The following is a 21,375-nucleotide window of genomic DNA, read 5'->3' on the forward strand; positions in this document are numbered from 1 at the left end:
TATGAAACAGTATGATTTAGCGGAGGGTATGCGGATGTATATAGCCCGATTGAGAGAGCAAGGACGTTATTCGTCCGCCAAGAGTTATCAAGATGCCTTGAATTCATTCCTGCGTTTTTGTGGGCAGGAGGTGATTCCTTATACCCGTATCGACCGGGAAATGCTTTTGAGGTATCAAGACTATTTGCGGGACCGGGAATGCTCGTGGAATACGGTGTCTACCTATATGCGTAGGATTCGCCGTGTGTATGGGTTGGCGATGGAGAATGGGGAGGCTCCTTTTTCCCGTTATTTGTTCAAGGGAATTTTCATGGGAGTGAAAAGCAAACAGAAGAAGGCGTTGCCTACGGAATCCTTGCGTTTGTTGATGACCGCTCCGTTGGATGATTCGGGGCTGCGGAAAACACAGCGGGCATTGTGTTTGATGTTCTTGTTTTGCGGTATGGCGTTTGTCGATTTCGCTCATTTGAAAAAGAGTGATATCCGGAATGGTGTCTTGAGGTATAACCGCCAGAAGACGGGTACACCGATGTTGGTCGAGATACAGCCTGTGGCCAAGGAGTTGTTGGCTGCGTTAATGACCGACACGCTTAGGGATTCTCCTTATCTATTCACTTTCTTGAGTGGGACGAAAACGGGTGAAGAGGCCTTCCGGGAATATACCTCTGCCTTGGCTGATTTCAACAGTTCCTTGAAGGAACTGGCAAATGCCTGTGGTGTGACGGAAATGGTTACCTCGTACTCAATCCGTCACTCTTTCGCTACGACCTTGAAGGAACAGGGTGTACCGATCGAGATGATCAGCGAATTGCTGGGACACCAATCAATCAAGACGACGCAAATCTATTTGAAGAGCTTCTCTTTGGATAAGATGTCTGCGGTGAACAAGGCTTGCTTCGAGAGCATATATAATAATGTATCAAAGGTGGGGTAGGCGATCGGCTACTTGGGAAGTAGCGTAATCTTCCACGCCGCAAATTTAGTAAAAAACACCGAATAACAAACAATTTTTAGGCTTTGTGTAAGCTTTGTTTGTTTTCTGAATTTATCTTTCCTCGATTTTTCGTTTCTATTCGTGGTGTATGGGCACGACAATGGAGACGAAACGACCTCATATTTCCTGCATCATCACGTCTCCAAAAAAAATCGTACGAACATCGTGTAGAGACGGGGCGTGTCCCGTCTCATCCCCTCAAATGGGTATTTTAAATTACTGCCAGACGGTGGGAGACGGAGCACGCTCCGTCTCTACAACTGGGTAATAATCATTTCCTATCTTTTACGCTACTTCCCAAGTAGCCGATCTTCCACGTCCCGATAGAAGAGATATTGACATGGTTTCTATTGCTTTAAAATTTTCGGGAATAGAAAACGATATTTGATTTAAGTATTAGATTATCAGTGTGTTAATAGAATACGCTGATATGGCATTGAAGTATCTATGGGTCATGATCTTCCCCCTTTACCATTGCGTGATGTCCACACCGTAAGATGGTATGTGTTATCTCTTCCCGCTTGTCACAAAGGTCCAGCCAAAGGTTTGCGGAAGGAGTTAGATCGCAGGGTGCGTTTGGGCGAGCCTACGTTCGATTTTTTCGCCCCCTCTTTCGTGGAGATGCATCGCCGTGAGGGGCGTTTGGTGGAGACTCACCGTCCGTTACTCTACAATTATGTGTTTATCCGCTCTTCTGTGTATGAGATCTTCCGTTTGAAACGAGATTTTCCCTTGTATAATTTCCTGCCTAGCGTGGATGGCCGTGGCTCATATCCTTTTGTCTCCGATCGTGAGATGGAAAACTTGCGTTGGGTGGCCCGTTCTTACTCGGATGAGCTTCCGGTGTATGTGCCGGAAGCGGGTTATTTGCGTAAAGGTGACCGGATACGCATCACGGATGGTCGTTTCAAAGGTGTTGAGGCAAGTGTAGTAATACAGCCCGGTGTTGGCGAGCGGGAGGTAATGGTATGCGTGGACAACTGGATGTGGGTTCCTTTATTGCGTGTTCAGCCGGGCGAGTATGAGGTGATCAGCTTGGCCGAGGAAGGCAAGCATGTATATACCCGTTTGGACAATTCCCGGATACAAAATGGTCTTCATGAGGCGTTGGGCCGTCATTGGGGGGATGGTGGCGTTACGGCTATAGATCGTGAGCTGGCGACCGAGACCTTGCGTGCCTATGGAGAGTTACAGTTGGATTCTGCCGTGATGCGGTGCAAGCTCTATTCCCTCTTGTTGCCCGCCTATACGATACTAGGGGACGAGGAGCGGCAAAAGTCGTTGATCGGAACGATCGTCTCGTTCTTACCCTTGATTCGTGCGGAACAGTCGTTGGCATTATTACTACTTACGCTTTATGGTTGTACGGATAGCAGTATCTATTATTATCGTGCGCACGAGTTGATCGATCCGTGGAGCCGGGAATCCTCCCCGAAGAAGAGTAAATTATTCTTGATCCGTCGGTTAGCCGACTACGACCGCTGGCTAAAACACGTGGGAATTGAAAATTAAAAATTCAAAACATGCCTTCTCTTCCTTCTGGCATACGCTTGGTTACGTTACTAAACGAGCATCTGAGCGAGATCATGGATCGTGAGCGCACGAACCGTACCTCGATCCATTTATATTGTACGGGTCCTTATTGGGTGGCTTTCGAGCGTTCTGCCTATCAGTTGTGTCTCACCTTCCCGGATAGCGAGATCACGCCGCTGCGCCTGTTCGCCTACCCGTTCCCGATCGTGATGGTGTCCGTGACGGATCGCTCGTTGCGTTCGTACGCCCGTAAACATATTTTGAGGCAGGACGAGACGGATTACGTGGTGCTGACCGTCCCCGAATCCTCCTTGACTGACTACCGAAGATGGCATGCCGGTGAGGTGGAGGGCTTGCCCCAGCTGACATGAACCAAAAATTTTATTCATGATGAACCTTTTTTCTAAACTCTCAACGTGGTATTTCTCAAGGAAAGCGTTGCCGTATTGGAGCATTATCCTGTTGGATTGCTTGGTGATCCTGTTTTCAGGCTTGCTGGTATATGCCTTGAATAACGGGATCTTCGCCACGATGGGCATCTTTTGGCACCTGTCGCTCACGTGGGGTGTTTGCCTAGTGCCTTATCTGGTGGGCTTTAGGCTGTTCCGTACGTATTCGGGCATCATTCGTTACTCTTCCTTCGTGGATTTGCAACGGGTGGGCTTCGCCGTGCTGTTCGGTGTGGTTTGCGTGGTGACCTTCCAAGAGTTTACGGATTTTTCGCCTTACTTGGTGTATATCCGTAAACGAGACCTTGTGCTATCCTCCCTGCTGGCGATGAGCTTGATGTGGGCGATGCGTGTGTTCGTGAAGTATTTCTACGTGACGACCTTTCGCCAGTCGAAGGCTGAGCGTGCCTTTATCTTCGGCGTGAAGCAGGGCGGTATCAGTTTGGCGAAGAGCATCCAGAACCAAGATCCCGCACAGTACGTGCTGGCAGGCTTCGTCTCGGAGGCCGGGAACATGCAGAATCGTATATTGATGGGAGTGCGTGTGTACCCTTTCGATGAGGAGCTGATCGATGCGATGCGCCGGGAGCGGGCGACGATCCTTTTCGTCTCCCCCTTGAAGAGCGACTCCATCCGGGAACAGCCGGATATGGTGGCCCGTTTGGCGGAGGCGGGGATCAAGATCTACGTGACCCCGGCGGCACAAGAATGGGATGGCAGGAGCGATTTGACACATACACAACTCCGGAAGGTTGAGATCGAGGATCTGCTTCCCCGGGAAAAGATAGAGATAGACATGGAGGCGGTGGGCCGCTTGCTTCGTGGTCAACGCATCCTGATAACGGGAGCCGCCGGCAGCATCGGTGGCGAGATGGTGCGCCAGATCGCCTCGTTCACTCCGGATCGCTTGATCTTGGTAGATCAGGCGGAGACCCCCTTGCACGACATCCGCTTGATGATGGCGAGGGATTGGCGGGATATCAACGCCTATACCTTGGTGGCGGACATCGCTAACAAGTCTCGCATGGAGGAGATCTTCTCGGAGCATCGCCCCGCCTACGTGTTCCATGCGGCGGCTTATAAGCACGTTCCGATGATGGATGATAATCCTTGCGAGAGTGTGGGTAACAACGTGGACGGTACCCGTGTGATCGCCGACTTGGCCGTGAAGTATGGCACGAGGAAGTTCGTGATGATCTCCACGGACAAGGCGGTGAATCCTACGAACGTGATGGGTTGCTCGAAACGTATCTGCGAGATTTACGTGCAGAGCCTCGACAAAGCGATCAAGGAGGGCCATGTGGAAGGCGTGACGCAGTTCGTTACGACCCGCTTCGGCAACGTGCTGGGTTCTAACGGCTCCGTGATCCCATTGTTCCGTGAACAGATTGCCAAGGGCGGTCCCGTGACAGTGACGCATCCGGATATCATCCGTTTCTTCATGCTGATCCCGGAGGCCTGCCGGTTGGTATTGGAGGCGGGTACGATGGGTAACGGTGGGGAGATCTTCGTCTTCGACATGGGCAAACCCGTGCGTATCATCGACTTGGCGAAACGTATGATTCAGCTTTCGGGCGCCAAGAACGTAGAGGTCCGGTTTACGGGTCTTCGTGCCGGCGAGAAGCTGTACGAGGAGGTACTGAACGACGAGGAGATCACGCTGCCTACCTTCCATCCGAAGATCAAGATCGCCAAGGTACGGGAGTACGATTATGATACGGTTTGCCAAGATATAGATGAACTCGTCGGCCTAGGCCGCTCGAGGGACGATATGGCCATCGTGGGCAAGATGAAGGCGATCGTCCCCGAGTTCAAAAGCCGGCACTCCAAGTACGAGGTCTTGGATAAGGCGTTAGAAAGCGCAAGCACTGATGCCTAAGGCCCCGGCGATGGTGGTGGCTATGGCGATGACTACTTTGATGATTACGCTCCAAACGTTGGTTTTCTTCTTTTCACTCATTTAAATTTGTTTTATAAGGTTGATAATACGAAGTCTGTATCAATGAGCACGCCGAAGCGTGCCCCGTTATATCTCATCCGGGCTCTCGCTGTCCGAGGAGCCGTTCTTACCGGAGATATCCACTGTTGTCTTACCGGCCTTCTGGGCCTTGATGACGGCGGCTTGGGCGGCCCGGGTGGGGACGAGGTTGAACTTGAGGCCTTGGAAGATGACTTGAAGTTCCTCGCCGGGGACGAACTGGATGTTCACCCCCTTGATATAGTCGGAGGTGAACAGGTCGGCACTCGGCGCTCCCCCGGAATTGATCTGGAGGCGGAAGGCACCCAGATCGCCGAAATTCACCTGCTTACCGGCTTTCAGACCTTCCAGCATGCACTCGGTGGTGGCGATGAGCACGGCCGAAACGTCGGCTTGGTGCACTGTGCATTTACTCGCTATCAGGGTAGATAGCTCTTTTAGACTGAGCTCGCCGTTGGTTTGCGCCTTGGCGTAGGCTTTCTTGGGTTCCTCTTTTTTCAACGGGTTGCCCATCATGGCAATGGAATAGTTTAATGACATAATCGTAAGATATTTTAAGTGATACATAAAGAACTTGGGGGATGATGAGTTGAGTCCTCACGCTTGATGACTTGGCTTTTCGTGCTCCTTGATTTAAGTCTTCAGTTTGAAAGACTTAAGTCAATTAGGCGACTTTTCTTTATCGATAACCTGACAGCGAAGATTGCCGGGTACGTAAGAGATATGGATCCATCGGGCGCCGGGCTCTAGAATGAGCTGAGTGAACTCGAGTCCGCACAGCTCGTGCGTCTCTTGTATCAGTCGGAACAAGAGGCGATGATCATCTGGAGAGCCGGCTATCAGGTCGGCGGCGCAACCGAGGAGGTGGTGACTGTGCTTGGCTCCCCCGATAAGGATGTTCAATTCGGGGCAGCGATAGCCGCTACTGATGACGATGGGGCTGCCCCAGACCCGCCGTAGCGGGTCTAGTAGCATTTCCACTAGGATCGTGACCATCCTCCGGGCCACCGGGGTGAGGCTGTTGTCGATCCCGTCTCGCCGGGCCGTGGCGGAGTCTTCAAACTCTTGATAATTAAAGTAGCGCATAGGGGACAAGGTTGATGTTTTTGTTTCTGTAGCAAAGATACGATAGGCGGAAAGCCCGGATATACCATTTGTTTCCACCTATTCGCTCTAGGAGAAGAATTTTAGGGTTCCCCTAAAAAATCATAGAATATCTGTACTTGCTTCGGCGTGATGGAGCGGTCTTTCGAGTGATAACCATGACGGATAAGGGCCTCTTTCAGTCCTTTCACGTCACGGATATATCGGTTCAACTTATGCAAAGCGTTCGAAGGGGTGCCTGTCAGGCAATATTGACGGGCGAGATCTATTTTTTTCATCTGTATTGAATTTTAAAATGACTATAGGAGGGTTTCAAGTTTCAAGGTTTCATGAACCCTCTTTCCTCACACACACGTACGTACGTTATAAGGGTTTCAAGTAAATTCCTTTATGCTCGCCATGCAGGAGGGCTCCGGAGTCGCATAGTCGGCGTAGCCATGTCTTGGCGGTGTTCTTGGGGATGTTGGCATGCTCGGCGGCCTCCATCCATTGGACGGTGGTGAACTCGTCCGGCATGGAGCTGAGCAGACTGTCCTTTTCCGAGAGGCCTCGGCTGGTGATCTCGCCGGTAGGCAGGAATGAGAGGATATGGGTGGCGTGGAGGTAGAGCGGCTCCGCCATTGTCAGAAGGGCGGCGAAGTCATCGTCGGTGATATGGAGTTCCCAGCCTCCAATGATCTTGTCCTTTAGGTTGTCGCTGTTGATGCCTTGGGCCGGCAGCAGTAATTCCGGTTGTTCCAAGGCACGAAGCATGGCTACCACCTCCATGAAACGTACGAGGTTGATGGCGAGGCGTACCACGGAACTGTTCATCTCCTGCCCGTTGGATTGCCGGGCACGCAGGAAAAGACGTACGAAGCTGTCGTTGAAAGCGGCTTGTTGCCGCTCGTCGAGGCGCAAGGTAATGGTACCCCGGCACTTGAGCTGATCGATCGTGGCCTTCCACTCGTAGCCCATCCGGTGGAATTCCTTCTCGGCGTCTACCTCGTCGACGGAGAATTGGTCGATCCATTCCCGGATCTGCGATTTGTAGTAGAAGACCTCACGGCTGAAGAGCCCGTTCTCGCCCGAGGGGATAAGCGGCGCTACCTGTCCGGGAGTACCCGAGAGCACCATCGAGAGGAAGGTGGAGTCGCATTCCCGGTATTCGTTATCGGTCCGTCGGTTGAACGAGAGCCCGGCATGGTCGAAAGCGTTACGGAGCGTATCGCTCCAATGCCCGTAATCACCCCCGATAGCGGTGGTGATGGTATCCGCCTCGGTCTCGAAAATGATACCGGTGCCGTCCGAATCGATGATATTTTGCAAGATACCCGTCCCGGTATTGTTGCCGGAGATGATAAACATACTGTTTTTAGGCATCTGGGGCATCTCCATCTTGGCTTTCTCCTTGCCTAAGGCATGATAGGCCGCCAAATCTTGGCGGTACTGTTTCATCGCTAGGTCCACTTGTTGGCGGATCTCCCGGTGGATAGGCTCGATAAACTTACGCAGCCACGCCATGATGCCCTTACCCGATGCGGGCGGAGCGATCACGAAGAGCTGGATACAGGGATAGATCCAATGCATCCCATAGAGGCAACGTACTGTCTTGCCCAAGGTGGCGCCTAGGGCGGTGAGAGCCGTGAGCAAAAGGATATCCCGCTGTTCGGCATTATCGGCGAAACCGAGGATGTCCCGTAGCAACGAGGGCCATGGATAGCCGGGTACCAGCCGTGGCAGGGAGGTGTAAGGCTCGCTGCCGATGTGGAGTGGGGCGTCGTTTGCCTCGGTTTCCCGATCGCTGGTCTCGTGGGCTTGATCTACCGTATCGGCTATATTATATGTACTCACACGTGTGTGTGAGGAAAAGGGTTTCGTGAAACCTTGAAACTTGAAACCTATTTCCACGCCCGCCAGCTTGGCCAAGTGGAAAGCGGTGCCCAGATGGACATTCTGGTTTCCGGTGCGCAAGGCACTGGAGAAAAGCTTGTTGGCGTGTAGGGCGTTGAACTTGGGCGATGGCTCGCAGAGACTGATGAAGTCGCTACGTCCTGCCTCCCCGCAATCGGTGGCGATGGCGAAAGCCAATTGTACATACTCGGCGTAGGTGGGGGCGATGTCGGCATACAGGAGCTGTATGTAACTCATGGCCCATCGAACGGTCTCGTCTCCGGGTATGAAAAGTTTCACTCCAAGTCCTCCGGGGCTGACAAAGGCGAGGCGGGTCCCGAGATAGGGGTCCTCGAAGAGGTGGTCCCGGAGTTGTTCCGCCTCCTCGAGAGAGGCGAGATGGTCGATATCGACCACTACCAACCCCGAGGCGGAGATGAGAGCGTCGCTCTTACGACGGGAAAAAACGCCGTGGGGCGTTACGAACGGCAGTTGCCGCTGCTTGAGCTGGCGGTATTCCGCTACCCTGCCTTCCCTGATGAAGGCGCGTAATTCGTTGGTAACCGTTTCGAGAGATTTATCCTCGGTGATCCATCGGTACACTTCCCGTAGTGTACAGTTCCCAGTCGGAAGCGTGTTGGTGATGGGAGGAAGGAAGTAAGACATTTGTTGGTCCATATCAATAGGATTTCAGATTAATTTTCTAAAGCTATTGCTAATAATTGATTCTGCGTTTCAGCCTATAGGCTGAAATATTGGATGATTGTTTAATGAAAATTAGCATAGTATGAAGGAAAATTTAGATTTGAACCAGATTTTATTTGATGAGTTAGTGGAATTTCCACGTAAGCGGTTAGGAATCTCTATCCGTGAGTTTTGTACGGAGGCCCACGTAGGCACCGCCACCTACAGCAAAGCGAAAAAAAAAGAGTATCAATCCCCAGAGTCTGACCCGCTTGGTACAAGAACTATGCGTAGAGATGGATGAACCGGAGTTCATGGGGTATGGGGCCGGGGCGCTCAAGGAGGTGTATAGGGCGATGAGGCGTGGAATAGAAAAATAGAGGGTTGAAAATTGATCATTTAGGGAAATAGCGTTATATTTGTCTTGACGAACCAATAAACAGAGACGAAGATGGAAGGGCGACGATTATATCCGATAGGAATACAGACATTCTCTAAATTGAGAGAGGGGAATTATGTGTATGTAGATAAGACGGAATTGGTCTATCGAATGACACACGGTGCGTCTGGTTATATATTCTTGAGCCGTCCCCGTCGTTTCGGAAAGTCGTTGCTTACTTCTACGCTCCATAGTTATTTCGAGGGGCGAAAGGATTTGTTTGAGGGTTTGGCTATCAAGTGTCTGGAGAAGGAGTGGACAAGCTATCCGGTGCTTCATTTCGACATGAGCACGGCAAAGCATATGGACAAGGAGCGGCTTCTGAGTGAGCTGGAGAGGAAATTGTATGGTTACGAGCAGATATACGGACGTGATGAGAGCGCTATTTATACGAACCAACGTCTGGAAAGTCTCATCCAACGTGCCTATGCCCAGACCGGTCAAAAGGTGGTTGTCTTGATCGACGAGTACGACGCTCCCTTGCTGGACGTGGTGCATGAGGAGAAGGAGCTGCCGAAGCTTTGCGACGTGATGCGTAACTTCTATAGTCCGCTGAAAGCCTGCGATCCTTATTTGCGTTTTGTTTTCTTGACCGGAATTACCAAGTTCTCCCAATTGAGCATCTTCAGTGAGTTGAACAATATAAAGAACATCAGCATGCTCCCGGAGTACGCCTCGCTCTGTGGCATCACGGAGGAGGAGATGCGTGAGCATATGGGTGAGGGTATCGGTCGTTTGGCCGACAACCTCGGCGTTTCTCCGGAGGGTGCCTTGGGTGCCTTGAAATCGAATTATGACGGTTACCATTTCACGTGGCCCTCGCCCGATATATACAACCCGTTCAGCTTGTTGAACGCCTTGGCCGACAGTAAACTAAATTCCTATTGGTTCGGTAGCGGTACGCCCACCTATTTGATCGAGATGCTGAACAAGTATCACGTGAAACCCCAGCAAATAGGCGCACGCAAGTTTTTGGCAGAGTCGTTTGACGCACCCACGGAACGGATGGTCGATATTACACCATTGCTCTATCAGAGCGGTTACATCACGATAAAGGATTATTCCTCGCTCACGAATTTGTACACGCTCGACATCCCAAACAAGGAGGTACGTATGGGATTGATGAAGAGTTTATTGCCCAATTATTTGCATCAATACACAGCGGATGGACTTACTACAGTAGCCCTTCTTTTCGAGGCGATCGCTGGAGAGCGGATAGACGATGCCCTGCGTCTGTTGCAGACCTTCCTGTCCACCATCCCCCAATGTGACAATACGGATTATGAGGGCCATTACCAGTCCTTGCTTTACACGATCTTCAGCCTGCTAGGAATGTATGTGGACGTGGAAGTCCGTACCCCCAAAGGCCGTGTGGATATGGTGATGCGCACATTGACAACACTCTATGTCGTGGAATTGAAGTTAAACAAGACCGCGGATATAGCCCTTGAGCAAATCAATTTGCGCAATTACCCGGAGCGCTTCGCTCTTTGTGGGTTGCCGATCGTAAAGGTTGGGATTAATTTTGATAGTGGGCGGCATACGTTGGGGGATTGGGTTATCGAGGGTTCTATGTCTTGTTGAGAGTTACAGGTTACTCTAGTCTGATAAAGATGTTTTATCTTCGTGCGGAAGATGTATCATCTTGTTAATGTAAGGTGTATCATCTTATCGTTGTAAGATGTATTATCTTTCAGAGGTATCAGGCTTACGGAAACGAAGAGACTCCTAATCGAATTGCGTACCTTGTTGGACAGTGGACAGTCAAAGAATTCAGAATTTAGAAGTCAGTATTATACAGAAGCCCTTAATTATCTGAATTGATTTAGGAAAGAGATATTTACTTTCTTGGATGATGGGGAACTACCGATAGATAGCAACCTTGTTGTGCGAACCATTCGGAAGCTTACTACTCAACGAAACAATTCACTTCATTACGGTAGTGATGCCGGTGCTGAAATGGCTGCTACTTATCACAGTGTGATTGGAAAGGTTAAATTACATGGCAGCTCAGCTAGGGATTTCATTGGATTGAGGATGTGTCAAAACTAAAATGACCTCTCCGAAAAATTACAGATTGTCCTTACAAGACCTAAAAGAGGCGTATCAAGCTCTGTTTTGAGTAATGGTACGACTCTTCTTTTTGTCTTTAAGGATGTTCAAGTTTCAAATCAAAAGCTCATCTGGGCTAAAATTGAGTTTTGACATATCCTCTAAAATTTTAATACAACCCGGTTTAGGGCACAGTAAAATGCCCTTAGAAAAGAGATAGAGAAAAATAGAATTTTTATCTTGTGAAAAGAAAGAATAATCTCTGCTTTGAGGTAAGTAGAGGAATCTATTTTGTTATTGCAAGAGTGGGAAAAAGATTTCAGAACGTTTTACACAACATGCTGAATAGTTACGACACAAGAACTGTTGTGTTTAAAAACAAATAATTTATAAATTAATCCGATATTTCGGTACCTTCTCAAACTCCAGTGAACACTGGGGCTAAGGGGTATGGCTATAGGGGGTAGATGCTTGCGCTAAATCGCTATTACCAGTACTAGTAAAGGCGGTTTACCTGATAAGGGAACAGAGACTTCCCCGGTAAGGGAACAGTAGATTCCCAACCGGAAGGAGTTATCTGTTCCATGCCTTGGGACAGTGCTCTCCCACTGCTTGGGACAAAAGATACGCTTGTCGAAGATATGGCAAAGACAGATTCGCGAACATCCAAGAGCATAAAAAACAGTTCGGTGGCGTTGGTGTTTTATTTCATCAACTTGATCCTCCAGTTCTTTTCCCGAAAGCTCTTCTTGGATTACTTGGGGGCGGAGGTGCTGGGGCTGAATACCACGGCTACTAATTTGCTGCAATTCTTGAACCTCGCAGAGCTGGGGGTGGGATCGGCTATCTCTTGTACCCTTTATAAACCGCTTGCCGAGAAAGATGCGAACGCAATTAATGAGATCGTATCCTTGCAAGGATGGCTCTATCGGCGTATCGCATGGATCGTAATAGCCGGGAGTGTAGTCCTGATGGCCTTTTTCCCTTGGATCTTCGCCAAGATGCCATTGCCGTTATGGTATGCGTATGCCTCTTTCGGGGCGTTGTTGGTTAGCGCACTATTGAGCTATTTTGTTAATTATAAGCAGATTGTGCTATCTGCGGATCAGCAGGAGTATAAGATACAGTATAGTTACAAAGCCTCAATGTTGGCGAAACTGCTTTGCCAAATATTGGCGATCCGGTATTTATCTAATGGGTATGTTTGGTGGCTGGTATTGGAAGTGGTGTTCGCTGTGGTGGCTTCGGTGGCTTTGAATCGGGTGATCGCCCGGACTTATCCTTGTTTAAAGACTGATTTGTATGTAGGTAAAGAGTTGGCTAGGAAATATCCGGATGTGCTCACGAAGGTCAAGCAGTTGTTTTTTCATAAGATTGCGGGATTTGCGTTGACGCAGAGTAGTCCCATTATTATATATGCCTATACGACATTAACGATAGTTGCTTTGTACGGCAATTATATGTTGATTGTAATGGGTGTTCAAACTTTGATGACGGCTCTGTTTAACAGTGTGAATGCCGGGGTTGGAAATTTGATAGCTGAAGGGGATAAGCGAAAGATCATGAGTGTATTTGCGGAACTGTTTTCTATAAGATTCTTGTTCTCGTGTATCATGTGCTTCGGGGTTCTTTTGGTTACTCCATCATTTGTCTCCTTTTGGATAGGCAAGGAATATGTTATGGATTCCTTGAGCTTGTTGTTGATGACGGCTATTCTGTTTATAAATTTAAGCCGAACAACGGTCGATACTTATATTAATGCTTATGGCTTATTTAGCGATATTTGGGCTCCGGTGATAGAAGCGTCTGTTAATGTTGGTCTATCTATCATCTTGGGGTATTCCTTTGGATTGCATGGTGTGTTATCCGGGGTTCTGATCAGCTTATTTCTAGTCGTTTTTTGTTGGAAACCTTGCTATTTATTTCGCAAGGGCTTGGATGAGCCATTGAGAATATACGTGTTTATGTATGCGAAGCATTTGGTGGTAACATTGCTTTGTGGAGTGATTGTTTTCCTTGGAATGAGATATTCAATGGAGAAAGAAAATACGACATTTTTTGCTGGATTATTAACCACTCTTGTATTCTCTGTTTTAGATACTTTAGCCTTGCTTTTTGTTGCTCAGGGGATGAGAAACCTGATGATGCGATTTGTCCGGATGTGTCATTTAACAATTATAGATGGTTGATATAATCCTCATTGTTAGATGAAAGTTCTACGTGAGGTGCTGAATATTGTATTATGGATGTATTTAAAGGAAGATGAAATATATTCTACTTGTTTTTATTAGAATTTGAATATATGAAAAAAATAAAGGGGTTAATTGTTTTGTTTTTTATCTTAATATTTCTTCAGTTTATTCTGTGGGTACAATCTCCAAGTGAGGTGATAGTGTCTTTTTTGAAATATTATTCATGCTCTATATATCTTTTTTGTATAGTCTTGTTGCTTGTCGTTAAGGATGTTGATTCTCTTTTATATACGTTTTATGTTTTAGCGTTTGGCGTTTTTATTATGTCTCGTGTATTTTTAGATGCGCTAGGATTTGAAGATGCTTATTTTTATGTCTCGACGTGGGCTAATGATTGGTCTTATTTCTCATTGTCAATTCAATTTGAGATGTTGAATTCAATTATATTTTATCTTCTTTTTTCATTTGTTGGTTTTTTGTCTTCTTGTCTCTTTGTTGATAGATATAATTATAAAATGTGCGTGAAAAATGATTCGTTGATATTTGAAATACGTCGATTGGGTTTCTTCTTGTTTATATCATTTTGTGTACCATATTTGCTGTATTTATATCAAGCTGTAAAATTTGTTGTTGAAAATGGTTATTTGGCGGTGTATTTAAATGAATCATCAACAACTGTTGATAATCCTATTTTGAGAATTAGTGATGATCTTTGTGTGGCTGGAATATACTTGTATTTAAGTACATTTCCCATAGGGAAAAAATATATATTAGTGAGTTGTTTTTACATTTTTACATTGTTGATACTGTTAGGTACTGGTGGTCGATCTGCAACATTTACGCAAGTATTGGCATTTCTTGTCTATTTAGGTATTAGAGGTATTAGAGTGAATTGGAGATGGATGTTACGTTTTGTGTTGATCGGATTTTCTTTAATATATGTAGCTCAACTCGTTAATGATTTTAGGGATAGTGGTTTTAAAGATTTAGATCAAAAAAAGGATGATGTTGTTTTCACGCAATTGATTCAATCTTTTTTTTGGCAACAAGGCACTTCTATTCAAACGATAGGCCGTACGATACAATATGTGGATGAAGTTGCTAATGGATGGCTTTATTTTGTTGGGCCAATAACAAATAGTTTTAGAGAAAATAGGTTGATGGAGTATTTGGGATTAGGAATACCTAATGGACAAACTTTAGGTACGGTACGGGAAGGGTATTCTTGGGCAGACTGGTTGTCGTATAAAGTATCTCCTAGATATTATTTAAACGGACATGGTATGGGAAGTAGTGCGATTGCGGAATCTTATCTTTTAGGGAATATGTTCGGAGTTATGATCGTTGGTTATATGTGTACATTTATAATTATGCGATTTGCCGGTAGATGTAAGAAAAAATATTCATATATGTATATATTGTTTTATGTGCTTCCTGTATTTTTTATGTCTCCAAGAGCGGAGCCTTTAAGTGTTATAACAGCTTTATATAGACCTTTTTGTGTTTTGTTTTGTGTTCAATTGATTTATTGGTTTAAAAGAAAATATAAGCTTAATTGTTTGTTTATTCCTTTCTGATTTTCACATTGTTTCTAGGAGGAATTTTTTCTGGTGTTATGTTTTATCTGTTCGTAAATGATGAAAAGAAAGTATTCAGTAATTGTTCCGGTTTATAATGTTGAGAAATATATCAATGAGTGCTTGAGCTCGTTGATAAATCAAACATATAAAAATATCGAGATTGTAGTGATAAATGATGGCTCTAGTGATAACTCTTTATCTTTAATTGAAGAGTATAGTAGGATTGATGATAGAATTCGTGTTATAGATCAAAAAAATATGGGCTTAGGATATACTCGTAATGTTGGTATTGATAATGCAGTAGGAGATTATATTCTGTTTGTTGATTCGGATGATTATATATCTTTGAATACTTGTGAAGAAATAGAGGCGGTTTTATCGTATAATAATGAGGTTGATATAATTGTATTAGGAAGATATCGCTTTGCTGATGAGGTTTATATGCAAGACCCTATAAGTAAGGGGAAAACTTGTTTTGAAACAGGTGAATCTTATTTGCTACATTGTGTGAAAAATGAGTGTTTTACAGCTTCTTCTTGTAATAAGGTCTTTAATAGATCATTTTTGGAGAAAAATGAATTAAGATTTGATACAGGTGTTTTATATGAGGATCTATTATTTGTGTTTAAGGCTTTGATTTGTTCGTCTTCTTTGATCGTGATGGATTCTCCTTACTATTATTATAGATGGAATAGAAAAGATAGTATAATTAATACGATAAAAGAGAAGGATAAAGATGTACTGTATACTGTGAATATGATGGAAAAATTCTTGGTGCAAAAAAATAAAATTTATTTGAAAGAAAATGCTTTGTATAAAGAACTTATTTTTACTTGGGTTGGTAATGCTTTGTTATTTAAATATCCTCAAAAAAAGCCTTTTTCAATTAGAGCTAATCGTATTGTTAAAGAGGTTTTAAATGATATGAATTTTAAGAAATATGTTCAATATTTTTGGGTTAATGGGAGTGTAAAAAAGAAGTGGAAATTAGTCGCTTTTTGCGCCTTATATGCTTATCCAATATTTGTTATTGGTATTTATTTATATTTTAATATATATAAACGTAGATCATGAGAAATATAGCTGTGGTTTTGGCCGGTGGCTTCGGTCAACGTTTAGGTGATGCGACGCCTAAACAGTTCTTGAAGTTGGCAGGGAAAAAAGTGATTGAACATACGATAGATGTTTTCCAAAATCATCCGTTAATAGATGAGATCGTTGTGGTTTCTAATCCTAATTATGTGCAGGAGGTAGAGAATATCTTGGTGAAGAATGAATATTCCAAGATGAAGAAAATCCTCAAGGGAGGAAAGGAACGTTACCATTCAAGTTTAGCGGCGATTAATGCTTATGAGGAAGAGGTGAATATGATCTTCCATGATGCGGTTCGCCCATTGGTCAATGATCGTATTATTACTGATTGCATCAATGCGTTGAAAACGTATAATGCGGTGGATGTTGCGATCAAGACGACTGATACAATCATTCAAGTGGATGTGGAAGACCATATTACAGGAATACCAGCTCGTGAGTATTTGCGTAATGGGCAGACTCCGCAAGCTTTTAAACGTTCTACGATAAAGCGGGCTTATGAATTAGCATTGAAAGATCTTGATTTTCAAACGACAGATGATTGTGGAGTTGTTTACAGATATCTTCCGGAAGAATTCGTGTATGTAGTCAAGGGTGAACAGTTTAATATGAAATTGACTTACAAAGAAGATCTGTTTTTATTGGATAAGTTGTTTCAGCTAAAATCAATCGCTCAACAGAATGAAACGGTAACTCCTAAGACTATAGCCGCTTTGCCTTCATCGGTTATTGTTGTTTTTGGCGGAAGCTATGGGATTGGGCTTGATATTATCCATATTTGTCGCCAGTACGGGGCGCATATCTATTCTTTCAGCCGTTCAGAGAATGGAGTGGATGTCTCCGATTCGGCTCTAGTGGCTGATGCTTTGAGAACTGTCATGGATAAGGAAGGGCGTATAGATGCGGTTGTCAATACGGCTGGAGTCTTGAATCGGGAGCCATTGGCTACAATGACATATGAGGAGATTTGTAAAAGTATTCATGTGAATTATCTTGGAGCTGTTATTGTAGCAAGGGAATCTTATCCATATTTAAAAATGAGCAAAGGGGCGCTGCTGCTGTTTACTTCCAGTTCTTATACGAGGGGGCGTCAATTATATAGCTTGTATTCATCTTCTAAAGCCGCTATCGTGAATTTTGTACAAGCGTTGAGTGAAGAGTGGCAGGATAGTGGTATTCGTATCAATTGTATTAATCCGGAACGGACTAAGACCCCTATGCGGGAGAGAAATTTTGGCATAGAACCGGAGGATACCTTGTTGAAATCAAGTGTTGTTGCGTCTGTGTCGGTGAATACTATATTTTCTTCCCTGACCGGAGAAGTGGTGGATGTTAAAAAAAGACCGTAAAGATGAAATCTGATAGTGAATTGATGAATGAGTTAGCTCATAAAACGAATTATTTACATGAGATGACATCTTCGGAGTCTTCTGCCATGAAGCGAGCTTTGTTGGATATATACAGGGATGTAGCGAAATTATGTGAAAAAGAAGGCTTGACATTAATGCTTAGTGGTGGAAGTTGTTTGGGGGCTATCCGACATAAGGGTTTTATTCCTTGGGATGATGATTTAGACGTAATGATGAGGCGTGATGATTATGAAAAATTGATTCGATTGTGTAAGGAGGGGAGATTGGGGAATAAATATGAGTTTGACTATCCTAATAGAGACACTGATGCAAAAACTGTGTTCTTGAAGATATATAGAAAGAACTCCTTTAATATAGAGCTTTTTAATGAGAATTCACCCTTCCCCAAAGGATTATATATTGATGTGTTTGCTTTAGATTCAGTGCCTAAGTATAAAATCGCACAAGCTATAAAAGGTTTTATCGCCAATGTAATCCAGTTTGTATCCATCATGGTTTTATATGCGCAATATCCAAGCGAGTCTTTGTCAGAATTTGTATCTCTAGATTCATCGTTAAAGAGAAGATTCCAAATTAAGAAAATGCTGGGATCTATCTTTGGTATTATTCCACATGCGAAATGGGTTTATTGGTTTGATCGTTTTGTGGCTTCTTCAAAGAGAGGGAATCCTCTAGGTATTCCTACTGGTAGAAAATATTATAACGGAGAAATATTTGATGCTTCTGTATATTTTCCTCCAAAAGAGGCTTTATTTGAAGGAGAAATCGTTTATATACCTGCTGACTATGATCGGTATTTGACCAATCTTTATCATGATTATATGCAATTGCCTCCAGAGGAAAAAAGAGAGAGGCATTTTATTGTAAAGTTTCAATTGCCTAATGATTAAATTGTGAGCAAATTATTTGTGTCATGGATTCTCGTAAACGTATTCTTGTAATTAGTTCTAAACGTCCATTTCCAGTTCAAGACGGAGCTTCTATTCGTACATCTCAAATGATTCGGATGTTGTCACAAATATTTGAAGTTGATTTGGTATATACTTGTAATCCTTATAAAACATTTGCGGATCTAACCGAATTGCGTTGTTTTTGTCGACAAATAAGTGAATTCTTAGAGCCCAAGTGGAAATGTGTATTACGCGCATTATTGGGCTTTTTTAAATCTAGACCATTACAATGTAGTTATTTTTATTCTCCGAGGATGATGAGTTATATACAGGAACATTTATCTTTGTATGATTATGTTTTTTGTAATAATATTAGAACCGTTCCGTACGTTGATGGAAGTAAGTGTAATAAGATAATTGATTATGTTGATGCTATTTCAATGAACTATATTGGAGCTTCTTTAAAAGCGAATTGGATATGGAGGCTGGTTTATAAATTCGAGGCAAATCGATTAATTAGTTATGAGAATAAAGTTTTAAAATCTTTTGATAAATTTATTATTATATCCGATGTCGATCGTCAGTTTATTTTGAGGCATGCAGATCTAGAAATTTCAAATAAACATATTGAGGTAATCGGTAATAGTGTTGATTTTGACGATCAACTTATTATTCCTAATGATTCTCGAAATATTGTTTTTGTAGGATCTATGTTTTATGAACCAAATATAGTTGCTGTAACGACTTTTGTTCGATATGTGCTACCTCTTATTTTGCTTTTGGATTCATCCGTTCGTTTTTATATTGTAGGCTCTCGACCATCTGCCTCTGTTTGTCGACTTGCATCTGAGCATGTTATTATTACGGGGTTTGTCGATGATCCTAAGTTTTATTTGAAGAAAGCTTCTGTTGTGGTTGTTCCGATGTATTCTGGAGCTGGAGTACAAAATAAAATTATTGAAGCGATGTCAATCGGTTGCTGTGTTGTGACAACTGAAATTGGAGCAGAAGGACTGGAGGGGATTGTTGATGGAGAACATATCTTTATCCGAACTGATTTTCAAAAAATGGCTGATACTATTATAAAATTAATGGATGATCGTTCTCTAAGAGAAAAAATAGGTAAGCAAGCGAAAAAATATATTGCAGATAATCTAACATTTGATCATATTTATGATAAATTCAAAAAAGTTTTTTACGATTTTGATTGAATGATTAATAATAATTATAAACTTGTATGAGGTTATGAGTATAAAAAAAATTCCTTTTTCTCCTCCTGATATAACTGAAAGTGAAGTTTATTTAGTATCAGAGGCTCTTCGTTCCGGTTGGATCACTACGGGGCCTAAGACAAAAGAATTTGAGAGATTAATTGCCATGTGCTGCCAAACGGATCAAGCTGTATGCTTGAATTCGGCTACGGCTTGTATGGAGTTGATATTGCGTGTTTTGGGCGTTGGGCCAGGAGACGAGGTGATTACTTCCGCTTATACGTATACCGCTACCGCAAGTGTAACTTGTCATGTGGGGGCAAAGGTTGTCATGGTAGATACCGCTCCTGATTCGTTTGAGATGGATTATGATAAGTTGGCAGATGCGATCACGGAGAAGACAAAGGTGGTTCTGCCTGTTGATCTTGCCGGTGTGGTTTGTGATTATGATAAGATATTCGCTGCCGTAGAGAGCAAGAAACATTTGTTTTCGCCAGCGAACGATATCCAGAAGGCGTACGGTCGGGTTATCGTACTTGCGGATGCCGCTCATGCTTTTGGTGCCAAATGGCATGGAAAGATGTGTGGTGAGATCGCTGATTTTACTTCGTTTTCCTTCCATGCCGTGAAAAACCTTACGACAGCAGAGGGAGGTGCGTTGACTTGGAGAAATCATGATGGGGTTGACAACGAGTCTCTTTATAAACAGTTTCAATTGCTTTCCCTTCATGGGCAGAACAAGGACGCGCTTGCTAAAACGAGGTTGGGGGCATGGGAGTATGATATTGTCGCTCCGTATTATAAGTGTAATATGACGGATGTGATGGCGGGTATTGGTCTTGCGCAGTTGAAGCGTTATCCGGAAATGCTGTATCGTCGTCGTCAGATTATTGAGAGGTATAATGAAGGACTGAAGGGGCGCAATGTGCAGGTCTTGGATCATTTTGGTGATGACCATTCTTCGAGTGGGCATTTGTATCTTGTACGTTTGCTTGGTGAGGATGTGGAATATCGAAATGCTGTGATAGAACGGATGGCTGAACGTGGGATCGCTTGTAACGTACATTATAAACCTTTACCGATGATGACAGCCTATAAAAATTTAGGTTTTGATATCGTAGATTATCCGAATGCTTACAACCAATACCATAACGAGATTACTCTTCCTTTGCATACCAGTCTTACGAATGAGGACGTAGAGTATGTGATCTCTAATTTTGTTGATATTATTACCCAATAAAATAATCAATCGATTTGAAACGTTTTTTTGATGTTGTAGCCAGCGGGATAGGACTTATCTTGCTTAGTCCTCTATTTATCATTTTGACAATTTGGATTAAGTGTGATTCTACCGGATCAGTTTTTTATAGGCAAATTCGTGTAGGACGTAACAATCGAGATTTTCAGTTGCTTAAATTTCGAAGTATGCGTGTAGGTTCTGATAAGAAGGGACTTATTACCGTAGGAGGGCGTGATCCACGGATTACACGGTCTGGTTATTATATCCGTAAGTATAAATTGGATGAGTTTCCTCAATTGATCAATGTACTCAAAGGGGATATGAGTTTGGTAGGTCCTCGGCCCGAGGTACGTAAGTATGTTGATCTGTACACGGCTGAACAACGGCGTGTGTTGGCAGTTAGACCGGGTATTACAGATTATGCGTCTATAGTGTATATGGATGAAAATAGATTACTTGGACAATCCTCAAATCCCGACAAAACTTATGTTGAGGATATTATGCCGGCGAAAATTAAACTTAATATGAGATATATTAATCATCCTACATTGTTTGAGTACTTTAAGCTGATATTTCTTACGATTTTTAAAATAGCTAGATAAAAAAGATCGATTTTGTTTTTATGTGAAATGTTATCGGGAGAGTTGGTGTAAGAACCGGCTCTCCCTTTTTTTATTTCTATCGAACGCTTGCGT

19 protein-coding genes and 1 pseudogene are annotated in these 21,375 nt (G+C 43.9%); 15 read left to right on the forward strand and 5 right to left on the reverse strand.

Annotation, left to right across the window (positions count from 1 at the left end; genetic code table 11):
• Position 1: 1 nt before the first annotated feature.
• The 4 genes from DWX84_RS07510 to DWX84_RS07530 all read left to right on the forward strand — a co-directional run bounded on the left by DWX84_RS07510 (position 2) and on the right by DWX84_RS07530 (position 4,855).
• Entirely contained in the window at positions 2–934 is a 933-nt protein-coding gene (locus DWX84_RS07510) for a site-specific integrase (RefSeq protein WP_005868548.1), read from the forward strand.
• Between the two features lie 507 nt (positions 935–1,441).
• Complete coding sequence (locus tag DWX84_RS07520) at positions 1,442–2,506, forward strand: transcription termination/antitermination protein NusG (protein WP_005868550.1); 1,065 nt, start codon at positions 1,442–1,444, stop codon at positions 2,504–2,506.
• Between the two features lie 11 nt (positions 2,507–2,517).
• Positions 2,518–2,898, forward strand: coding sequence for a hypothetical protein (locus DWX84_RS07525; protein WP_005868553.1), 381 nt, complete (start codon positions 2,518–2,520; stop codon positions 2,896–2,898).
• A 16-nt stretch (positions 2,899–2,914) separates the two neighbouring features.
• Positions 2,915–4,855, forward strand: a complete 1,941-nt coding sequence (locus DWX84_RS07530; RefSeq protein ID WP_048928177.1) for a nucleoside-diphosphate sugar epimerase/dehydratase — start codon at positions 2,915–2,917, stop codon at positions 4,853–4,855.
• Here the strand turns inward: DWX84_RS07530 and DWX84_RS21465 are convergent.
• From DWX84_RS21465 to DWX84_RS07550, 5 genes are all read right to left on the reverse strand, one after another.
• The gene (locus tag DWX84_RS21465; RefSeq protein ID WP_022193190.1) at positions 4,829–4,936 is read right to left on the reverse strand and encodes a smalltalk protein; all 108 of its coding nucleotides are present in this window, start codon (positions 4,934–4,936) and stop codon (positions 4,829–4,831) included. The two genes, DWX84_RS07530 and DWX84_RS21465, sit on opposite strands and share 27 nt — an antisense overlap.
• Before the next feature lie 66 nt (positions 4,937–5,002).
• Positions 5,003–5,494 (reverse strand): DsbA family protein, encoded by a 492-nt coding sequence (locus DWX84_RS07535; RefSeq protein WP_005868556.1) that lies wholly within the window; start codon positions 5,492–5,494, stop codon positions 5,003–5,005.
• A 120-nt stretch (positions 5,495–5,614) separates the two neighbouring features.
• Positions 5,615–6,040, reverse strand: a complete 426-nt coding sequence (locus DWX84_RS07540; protein ID WP_008779379.1) for a D-Ala-D-Ala carboxypeptidase family metallohydrolase — start codon at positions 6,038–6,040, stop codon at positions 5,615–5,617.
• Between the two features lie 101 nt (positions 6,041–6,141).
• Positions 6,142–6,336, reverse strand: a complete 195-nt coding sequence (locus DWX84_RS07545; protein WP_005868558.1) for a DUF4248 domain-containing protein — start codon at positions 6,334–6,336, stop codon at positions 6,142–6,144.
• An 85-nt stretch (positions 6,337–6,421) separates the two neighbouring features.
• Entirely contained in the window at positions 6,422–8,608 is a 2,187-nt protein-coding gene (locus DWX84_RS07550) for a DUF3987 domain-containing protein (RefSeq protein WP_083434137.1), read from the reverse strand.
• 109 nt (positions 8,609–8,717) lie between these two features.
• Between DWX84_RS07550 and DWX84_RS07555 the strand changes: the two genes are divergently transcribed.
• From DWX84_RS07555 to DWX84_RS07605, 11 genes and pseudogenes are all read left to right on the forward strand, one after another.
• Positions 8,718–8,918, forward strand: coding sequence for a hypothetical protein (locus tag DWX84_RS07555; RefSeq protein WP_048928178.1), 201 nt, complete (start codon positions 8,718–8,720; stop codon positions 8,916–8,918).
• A gap of 147 nt (positions 8,919–9,065) precedes the next feature.
• Positions 9,066–10,637 carry an ATP-binding protein gene (locus DWX84_RS07560; RefSeq protein WP_048928179.1) on the forward strand — a complete coding sequence of 524 codons (1,572 nt, stop codon included), beginning with the start codon at positions 9,066–9,068 and terminating at the stop codon, positions 10,635–10,637.
• Between the two features lie 132 nt (positions 10,638–10,769).
• Positions 10,770–11,084 (forward strand): annotated as a pseudogene (locus DWX84_RS07565) (transposase); the annotation flags it as partial.
• Between the two features lie 662 nt (positions 11,085–11,746).
• Positions 11,747–13,294, forward strand: coding sequence for a lipopolysaccharide biosynthesis protein (locus DWX84_RS07570; RefSeq protein ID WP_048928205.1), 1,548 nt, complete (start codon positions 11,747–11,749; stop codon positions 13,292–13,294).
• 113 nt (positions 13,295–13,407) lie between these two features.
• Positions 13,408–14,874: an O-antigen polysaccharide polymerase Wzy family protein gene (locus tag DWX84_RS07575; RefSeq protein WP_057319431.1), complete on the forward strand. Its 1,467-nt coding sequence runs from the start codon at positions 13,408–13,410 to the stop codon at positions 14,872–14,874.
• A gap of 57 nt (positions 14,875–14,931) precedes the next feature.
• Entirely contained in the window at positions 14,932–15,951 is a 1,020-nt protein-coding gene (locus DWX84_RS07580) for a glycosyltransferase family 2 protein (RefSeq protein ID WP_229103461.1), read from the forward strand.
• Entirely contained in the window at positions 15,948–17,318 is a 1,371-nt protein-coding gene (locus tag DWX84_RS07585; protein ID WP_009276125.1) for a bifunctional cytidylyltransferase/SDR family oxidoreductase, read from the forward strand. Before DWX84_RS07580 ends, DWX84_RS07585 begins: the two co-directional genes overlap by 4 nt.
• A 2-nt stretch (positions 17,319–17,320) precedes the next feature.
• Positions 17,321–18,229, forward strand: a complete 909-nt coding sequence (locus DWX84_RS07590; RefSeq protein WP_048928180.1) for a phosphorylcholine transferase LicD — start codon at positions 17,321–17,323, stop codon at positions 18,227–18,229.
• A 23-nt stretch (positions 18,230–18,252) separates the two neighbouring features.
• Positions 18,253–19,440, forward strand: a complete 1,188-nt coding sequence (locus DWX84_RS07595) for a glycosyltransferase (RefSeq protein WP_048928181.1) — start codon at positions 18,253–18,255, stop codon at positions 19,438–19,440.
• 40 nt (positions 19,441–19,480) lie between these two features.
• Positions 19,481–20,680 (forward strand): DegT/DnrJ/EryC1/StrS aminotransferase family protein, encoded by a 1,200-nt coding sequence (locus DWX84_RS07600; RefSeq protein ID WP_048928207.1) that lies wholly within the window; start codon positions 19,481–19,483, stop codon positions 20,678–20,680.
• A gap of 14 nt (positions 20,681–20,694) precedes the next feature.
• Positions 20,695–21,282: a sugar transferase gene (locus DWX84_RS07605; protein WP_005868590.1), complete on the forward strand. Its 588-nt coding sequence runs from the start codon at positions 20,695–20,697 to the stop codon at positions 21,280–21,282.
• Positions 21,283–21,375 lie beyond the last annotated feature (93 nt).

Source organism: Parabacteroides sp. AF21-43 (assembly GCF_003635435.1).
In the GTDB taxonomy this organism is placed as follows: Bacteria; Bacteroidota; Bacteroidia; order Bacteroidales; family Tannerellaceae; genus Parabacteroides; species Parabacteroides distasonis.

Bases quoted from the DNA above. Each gene is read 5' to 3' on its own strand.
- DWX84_RS07510 (WP_005868548.1), top strand. From the start codon at position 2: ATGAAACAGTATGATTTAGCGGAGGGTATGCGGATGTATATAGCCCGA.
- DWX84_RS07595 (WP_048928181.1), top strand. From the start codon at position 18,253: ATGGATTCTCGTAAACGTATTCTTGTAATTAGTTCTAAACGTCCATTT.
- DWX84_RS07530 (WP_048928177.1), top strand. From the start codon at position 2,915: ATGATGAACCTTTTTTCTAAACTCTCAACGTGGTATTTCTCAAGGAAA.
- DWX84_RS07585 (WP_009276125.1), top strand. From the start codon at position 15,948: ATGAGAAATATAGCTGTGGTTTTGGCCGGTGGCTTCGGTCAACGTTTA.
- DWX84_RS07570 (WP_048928205.1), top strand. From the start codon at position 11,747: ATGGCAAAGACAGATTCGCGAACATCCAAGAGCATAAAAAACAGTTCG.
- DWX84_RS07540 (WP_008779379.1), bottom strand. From the start codon at position 6,040: ATGCGCTACTTTAATTATCAAGAGTTTGAAGACTCCGCCACGGCCCGG.
- DWX84_RS07560 (WP_048928179.1), top strand. From the start codon at position 9,066: ATGGAAGGGCGACGATTATATCCGATAGGAATACAGACATTCTCTAAA.
- DWX84_RS07580 (WP_229103461.1), top strand. From the start codon at position 14,932: ATGATGAAAAGAAAGTATTCAGTAATTGTTCCGGTTTATAATGTTGAG.
- DWX84_RS21465 (WP_022193190.1), bottom strand. From the start codon at position 4,936: ATGAGTGAAAAGAAGAAAACCAACGTTTGGAGCGTAATCATCAAAGTA.
- DWX84_RS07555 (WP_048928178.1), top strand. From the start codon at position 8,718: ATGAAGGAAAATTTAGATTTGAACCAGATTTTATTTGATGAGTTAGTG.
- DWX84_RS07545 (WP_005868558.1), bottom strand. From the start codon at position 6,336: ATGAAAAAAATAGATCTCGCCCGTCAATATTGCCTGACAGGCACCCCT.
- DWX84_RS07535 (WP_005868556.1), bottom strand. From the start codon at position 5,494: ATGTCATTAAACTATTCCATTGCCATGATGGGCAACCCGTTGAAAAAA.
- DWX84_RS07550 (WP_083434137.1), bottom strand. From the start codon at position 8,608: ATGGACCAACAAATGTCTTACTTCCTTCCTCCCATCACCAACACGCTT.
- DWX84_RS07520 (WP_005868550.1), top strand. From the start codon at position 1,442: ATGGGTCATGATCTTCCCCCTTTACCATTGCGTGATGTCCACACCGTA.
- DWX84_RS07575 (WP_057319431.1), top strand. From the start codon at position 13,408: ATGAAAAAAATAAAGGGGTTAATTGTTTTGTTTTTTATCTTAATATTT.
- DWX84_RS07525 (WP_005868553.1), top strand. From the start codon at position 2,518: ATGCCTTCTCTTCCTTCTGGCATACGCTTGGTTACGTTACTAAACGAG.
- DWX84_RS07590 (WP_048928180.1), top strand. From the start codon at position 17,321: ATGAAATCTGATAGTGAATTGATGAATGAGTTAGCTCATAAAACGAAT.